Origin of the sequence: Halosimplex carlsbadense 2-9-1 (assembly GCF_000337455.1) — an archaeon.
GTDB classification, from domain to species: domain Archaea; phylum Halobacteriota; class Halobacteria; order Halobacteriales; family Haloarculaceae; genus Halosimplex; species Halosimplex carlsbadense.
In genome coordinates this window covers 241,059-247,258 of the sequence record NZ_AOIU01000008.1, presented here as the reverse complement: position 1 = coordinate 247,258, position 6,200 = coordinate 241,059, and the positions used below count along the sequence as shown (strand labels likewise).

Here is a 6,200-nt window from a genome sequence, read left to right as displayed (position 1 = left end):
GCCTCCCTCGCGCCATCAGAGATGTGTATAAGAGACAGCTGGTACGACCTGTCGATCGACAACGAGGACGCTCGGGACAACCTGACGCTCGCTTTTCTCCAGAACTACTCCGGGCCGGGCTTTCGCGAGGAACTCGACCGGGCGCTGGACCTGGCGCGGGAACTCGACCAGTCCTACGAGGAGGCCTACAAGAACGGCGAGACGACCACGCGCCAGGAGTGCCAGACCCTCCAGGCCGCGACGTTCGTCGAGGACTGGCTCGACGAGTCCGCCGCCGAGGGGCAGTACCCCGTCGTGAGCGTCCGCCGAGCGGAAGGGGGCGGCCCGCGGGACGCCGGCGAGATCTACGGCCGCGCGGAGCTGTACACCTGCATCCCGAGTCAGGTGACGGCGGATCTGTTCGGCGACCTGCACGCCGGCGTGTTGATGAGCGCGACGCTGCGGCCCTTCGACGTGACCGAGGACGTGCTCGGCCTGGCCGAGCCCGAGACCCTGGCCTACGGACCGCAGTTCCCCGAGGAGCGCCGGCGGACCTACGCCGTCGACGGCCCCGCCCTGTTCGCCAGCAAGCGCGACGACATGGGGGTCCAGTCGACGGTCGCCGGCGCGCTGGAGGACGCGGCGCGGTTCACGCCCGGCAACACGCTGGCCTTCTTCCCGAGTTACGCCGAGGCCGAGCGCTATCACCAGCGCGTCGACACCGACGGCGCGATGTATCTCGACCGCCCCGGCACGTCGGCCAAGGAGCTGCGCGAGCGGTTCACCGACGACGACGGCGCGATGCTCTTCACCTCGCTGTGGGGGACCCTCGCCGAGGGGGTGAGTTTCGACGGCGACGACGCCCGCACCGTCGCTGTCGTCGGCGTTCCCTATCCCCACCTTGACGACCGCATGGACGCCGTCCAGGAGGCCTACGACGCCGAGTTCGGCGAGGACGAGGCGGTCGCGAGTCGCGGTGGCTCGTCGACCCGTAACGACGACGAGGGCGCGGGCTGGCGCTACGCCGTCGAGATCCCCACCGTCAGGAAGACCCGACAGGCGCTCGGTCGCGTCGTCCGATCGCCCGAGGACTTCGGCGCCCGAATCCTGCTCGACAGGCGCTACACCGAGCGTTCGGAGGTCGAGATGTCCGACTACTCGGTGCGGGGCACCTTCCCGCCCGAGGAGCGCCGGGAGATGGTCGACGTCGACCCCGGGAAGCTGAAGTTCGCGCTGTTGAACTTCTACCAGGACGTGGACGGCTACGACGGCGAGCCGCCGCGGCCGTAGGGCGGTCCCGAGCGGTTCACCGCGCCGAGCAGCGCGAGACGCGGCTTTTCGCCCACGTTTTGCGGCGAGTGGTCTCGAGGGGAGCGAGCGACCGCCGAGACGGGAACGGGGAGCGCCGAAGCGACCAGCGGGCGCTCGCGATGCGAACGGTGAACGAAGTGAACCGTGAGCGAAGCGACCCGTGAACGGTAAGAGCAGTCTACCGGGTTCGGGCGTCGACGGTGTCCGGACGCGGGTATCGTTCACCCGGCTGAACTCGCAAGCGCAGGTTGCGGGTCGCCGCGGTCTGGGCGCGAGCTGTTCGCCGGGTTGTCCCCCGATTCCGGGTACGTAAGCCGGGTCCGGCCCAACGACGCCACGCTATGGTGCTCGACACAGAGGAACCCGAGACGGAACGGCACGGCAACTTCACGGTCGCTGGCGTCGCCCATCGAGGGACCGACGTCGACGAGGCCGCGCTGTGGGACTCGATCGACGACTACGCCGACCACCTCGACGACGCCGCGGTCGACACCGACCGCTACGCGGTCATGTTCGACGTGGACGCCGACAGCGGCGAGTTCACCTACGTGGTCGGTCGCGAGGTCGAGGACACCGACGAGCTCTCGGCGGAGCTGACCGCCGTGGAGATCCCGCAGGCGACCTACGCCGCCCTCCACCCCGAATACGAGTCCGTCGAGGAGATGGTCCTCGAGGTCCACGAGGAGGTACTCGACGGCGACGACCGCGGGGACGACGTACACGCCCCCGTCTTCGAGCGCTACGAGTCCGACCGCGACCCGACGACGACCGCCGACCGGGAGATCTACGTCCCCGTACGCGACGACGAGTACTGATACCGTCTCCCCGACCCCGCAGTCGGCGGGCGCTCGTCCACCCGAAATCGGGGGCTTTGAATCCCCCCGTAGCGAATCGACGAGCAATGACTGTAGTCGCGTTCGACTTCGACGGGACGCTCTCGGACTCGGAGATGACCGTCCTGCTGGGCGACCGGAACGGGACGGCCGACGACATGGCCGAGATCACCGAGCGGGCGATGAACGACGAGATCGAATACGCCGAGAGCCTCCGTCAGCGCTGTGCGCTGCTGGAGGAGTTGCCCGACGAAGAGGCGCAGGCCGCCTTCGACCAGGTGGAACTGCGACCGGGCGCCGCCGACGTGATCGCGGCGCTGCGCGACGCCGGCGTCTACGTCGCCATCCTCACCGGCGGGTTCGAACGCGGGGTCGCCGCCGCGCTCGAACGGGAGGGTGTCGAGGTCGACGCCATCGTCGCCAACCGCCTGCCCGTCGAGGGTGACGCGCTGACGGGGACCGTCGAGGGCCCGCTCATCGAAGGGACCAAAGACGACGCGCTGGAGGTGCTGACCGCGGTGGTCGGCGCCGACCGGACCGACACCATCGCCGTCGGCGACGGCGCCAACGACCTCCCGATGCTACAGGTCGCCGGCCTCGCCGTCGGCTTCGACCCGAAACCGGCCGTCGCGCCCGCTTGTGACACCATCGTCGAGACGATGGAGGAACTCCACGAGGTGCTGCAGGGCGAAGACGTACTGGACTGAACGGCACTGCTGTCCTGCGACCGCGTCGCTCCGCTGAGGCCGTCGAAGGTCACCCCTGAAAGCACTTACCCCGGCCGAGAGTGATGCGACCGTGCGCCACAGATCACTCGCTCTCCTGCTCGTCACCGCCCTGGTCTGTAGCACGGGGTGTGTGGGGATGGATTCTGGTGCGACCGATGCCCCTCCCACGGACACGTCGACCGCGACGCCAGACCCGTTCGACTGTCCCTACGTACTCGAGGCGGATCCGGCGACCGACGATCAGAAAGAGCGGATCGACCGTCGGATCGATTACGAGGACCTCGACGCCGCTCGCCAGTCCGAGTTCGACCGCATGCTGAACGGAGCCACCGAAGTGGAATCGCTCCCCGAGCGGTGGGCGTCGCCGGTCCTCGTGAACTACCGGGGAGCGGAGTACTACGTGGTCGCGTCGACCTGCTGAGTCGGCCGCTCCGGCGGTTCGCCGATTTACCGGCCACCGACGCCGAGGTTCGACGAGACCGTCTGACTACGTCTCATCCGAGGAAGTACCGCAGCCACGGGTTCGACTGGACGACCGCACTCGACTCGATGTAGCTGTCGACGCCGAGGATCCGGCCGGCGCCGATGGCGCCGAGGCCGAACAGCAGCAGGACGTAGACGATGTGGCTGGAGACGACCCAGCCGTGCTCGATGGGGAACCCGGCCATCACGCCGCCCGAGAGGTGGGACATCCAGAAGAGCAACATCTGGAGCGCCCCGCAGAGCGCGGCGAACCGGACCGCGACGCCCGCCAGCAGGGCCAGGCCGATCAGGATCTGCCCCCAGATAACGAGCGGGTCGACCAGCGGCGCGGCCGCGAGCGCGTCCCAGAAGCCGAAGGGGTTGCCCGCCGGGATCGCGTTCTCCAGGTAGCCCGCGGCCGTCCAGTCGCCGGCCAGCAGTTTGTCCAGCCCCGCCTGCAGGAAGATCCAGGCCATGACCACTCGCAACCCCACCAGCGCGTAGCCGATCCAGTCCTCCGAGTACTCGAAGGTCGTCTCCCGCCCGAACAGTTCCGCCTCCAGCGTGCGCCGTTTCGTTGACATTTTCGCGTCCTCCGCCGAATTTTCGACGGAAGATCATTTAACAGTAGGTGATGGTTTCCCGACCGGGGAACCCAACCAGTTGGGTTTCAGGAGACGAGCGGACGGATCGGGTCGAGGACGCGGGGAGCGCGAGACGGCGCCGTTACTCCGTCGCGGCGTCGATCGCCTGGTCGAGGTCGCCGACGATGTCGTCGACGGATTCGAGGCCGACGGAGAGCCGAACCATGTCGTCGGTGACGCCGGCGGCCTGTTTCTCCTCGTCGCTCAGTTGCTGGTGAGTGGTCGAGGCGGGGTGGATGATCAGCGTCTTCGCGTCGCCGACGTTCGCCAGGAGCGAGGCGATCTCCGTCGATTCGACGGTCGTCCGCGCGGCGTCGTACCCCTCCTCCAGCCCGAAGGTGATCATGCCGCCGTAGCCGCCGTCGAGGTACTCGCTGGCCTCGCCGTGGGTCTCGTGGTCGTCGAGGCCGGGGTAGGTGACCCAGGAGACCTCCGGGTGGTCGGCCAGATGTTCGGCGACGGCCATCGCGTTCTCGCAGTGGCGGTCCATCCGCATCGGCAGCGATTCGAGGCCCTGCATCGTCGTCCACGAGTCGAAGGGGGACTGCTGGCAGCCCAGGTCGCGCAGGCCGCGGGCGACCGCGGCGTAGGTAAAGGCGGCGTCGCCGAAGCGCTCGCGGAAGTTGACGCCGTGATACGCGGGGTTGGGCTCGGCGATCTCCGGGAACGAGTCGGCGTGCTCGTCCCAGGGGAAGGATCCGCCGTCGACGAGGACGCCGCCGACGGTCGTGCCGTGGCCGTGGATCCACTTCGTGGTGGAGTTCCAGACGAGGTCGGCGCCGTGGTCGAGCGGCTGGCAGAGATGCGGCGTCGCGAACGTGTTATCGACGAACAGCGGGACGCCGTGGTCGTGGGCGATGTCGGCGATGCGCTCGATGTCGGGGGTGACCAGCGCGGGATTGCCGATCGTCTCGAAGTGGACGTACGCGGTGTCGTCGTCGATGGCCTCCTCGTAGGCCTCGTAGTCGAGCGTGTCGACGAACCGCGCCTCGACGCCCATCCGCGGCGCCGTGTGGGTGTAGTAGGTGTAGGTGCCGCCGTACAGCGAGGAGGCGGTGACGATGTTGTCGCCCACGTCCGCCAGCATGAAGGTAGCGAGGTTCAGCGCGGCCATCCCCGAGGACGTGGCGATGGCGGCCGCGCCGTTCTCCAGCGAGGCGATGCGCTCTTCGAGCATCGCGTTGGTCGGGTTCATCAGCCGCGAGTAGATGTGGCCCGGCTTCTCCAGCGCGAACTGCTGAGCGGCGTCGTCGGCGTCGTCGAAGACGTAGCTCGTAGTCTGGTAGATCGGCGGCGCGCGCGCGCCGGTCGCCGCGTCGGGTTCCTCCTGGCCAACGTGCAGTGCCTTGGTCGCCGGGTCCCAGTCGTCGGACATACCACCAACCCACGACTGCCGACCACATAAGTCCCCCCAAGCCCGGCGAGACCCGCCCGCTGTCGGCGGTCCCGGCAGGATTTCCCAGCGGCCGAACCCGTTCGCTCCGAACCGATGGTCTCGCCGGCCGGGAACCCGCTCCCGTCCCGTCTAACACGCAGTTAAGTCGCTGGAAGCCCTCGGTAGTTGGTAATGAGTTCCTCGGGTATCCTGTCGCGGCTGGTGACGACGGTCAGCGCGAACGTGTTGCGGGCCGTCGGCTCGCTCATGATCGTCCTGTCGGTCGGTATCGCCGCGGCCAGCGTCTCCACGGACTTCCGACTGAGCGGTGCCAACGCGACCGGTGCGACCGCCACCTACACGGCCGACGTGGGCGCAGTCACCGCCCTCGTCGAGTTCGCCAGTGCCCATCCCGCCTACCCCGCGGCGATGCTGGTCGGGCTGGTCCTCGTCGCCGCCGGCGACGAAACGCCGCTGATCGGAAGTTAGCGCCCGGTCGATGCGGTGCCCCCGTCCCGAGTCTGACGCACTTTTATAGGGGAATCCGTCCTCTACTCGGTCGATGACGCGACTCGGCGGAGACCCCGGCACGGGAACGCTCCTCGACGGGCAGACGCTGCGCATCGCCGGCCTGGTGACGCTCTGCTGCGTGGCGGCCGTCACCGCCGCGAGTCTCGGCACGTCCCACGGGCTCTCGATCCCCGACCACTCGGGGGCAAACGCCGCGACGGTCGTCGCCGACCTCGGCGCCGCGGCGGCGCTGGTCGAGTTCGCCGTCGCCCATCCGGCGTACCCCGCACTCGCGCTGATCGGAGTCGTCCTCGTCGTCGCCGGCGAGGAGACGCCGCTGCTGGGCTGATCGGTCGGT

General features: G+C 68.7%; 7 protein-coding genes. 5 read left to right on the top strand and 2 right to left on the bottom strand.

Annotated features, from left to right (window positions below; all coding sequences use genetic code 11):
- The first annotated feature begins 1,631 nt into the window (after window positions 1-1,631).
- The 3 genes from C475_RS03955 (at window position 1,632) to C475_RS03945 (ending at window position 3,272) form a co-directional block, all read left to right on the top strand.
- A complete protein-coding gene (locus C475_RS03955) occupies window positions 1,632-2,105 on the top strand; it encodes a GyrI-like domain-containing protein (RefSeq protein ID WP_006882477.1) in 474 nt (157 codons plus the stop codon).
- Between the two features lie 86 nt (window positions 2,106-2,191).
- Window positions 2,192-2,830 (top strand): phosphoserine phosphatase SerB, encoded by a 639-nt coding sequence (gene serB, locus C475_RS03950; RefSeq protein WP_006882476.1) that lies wholly within the window; start codon window positions 2,192-2,194, stop codon window positions 2,828-2,830.
- Window positions 2,831-2,921: 91 nt separating this feature from the next.
- On the top strand, window positions 2,922-3,272 hold the full coding sequence (locus C475_RS03945) for a hypothetical protein (protein WP_152436316.1): 351 nt from the start codon (window positions 2,922-2,924) through the stop codon (window positions 3,270-3,272).
- 73 nt (window positions 3,273-3,345) lie between these two features.
- Here the strand turns inward: C475_RS03945 and C475_RS03940 are convergent, their stop codons facing one another.
- Together C475_RS03940 and C475_RS03935 are read right to left on the bottom strand one after the other, a co-directional pair.
- Window positions 3,346-3,897 (bottom strand): DoxX family protein, encoded by a 552-nt coding sequence (locus tag C475_RS03940; RefSeq protein WP_006882474.1) that lies wholly within the window; start codon window positions 3,895-3,897, stop codon window positions 3,346-3,348.
- Window positions 3,898-4,039: 142 nt separating this feature from the next.
- Window positions 4,040-5,332 carry an O-acetylhomoserine aminocarboxypropyltransferase/cysteine synthase family protein gene (locus C475_RS03935; RefSeq protein WP_006882473.1) on the bottom strand — a complete coding sequence of 431 codons (1,293 nt, stop codon included), beginning with the start codon at window positions 5,330-5,332 and terminating at the stop codon, window positions 4,040-4,042.
- 192 nt (window positions 5,333-5,524) lie between these two features.
- Between C475_RS03935 and C475_RS03930 the strand changes: the two genes are divergently transcribed.
- Window positions 5,525-5,821 carry a hypothetical protein gene (locus tag C475_RS03930; protein WP_006882472.1) on the top strand — a complete coding sequence of 99 codons (297 nt, stop codon included), beginning with the start codon at window positions 5,525-5,527 and terminating at the stop codon, window positions 5,819-5,821.
- A 73-nt stretch (window positions 5,822-5,894) separates the two neighbouring features.
- On the top strand, window positions 5,895-6,191 hold the full coding sequence (locus C475_RS03925; RefSeq protein ID WP_006882471.1) for a hypothetical protein: 297 nt from the start codon (window positions 5,895-5,897) through the stop codon (window positions 6,189-6,191).
- The last annotated feature ends 9 nt before the right edge of the window (window positions 6,192-6,200 follow it).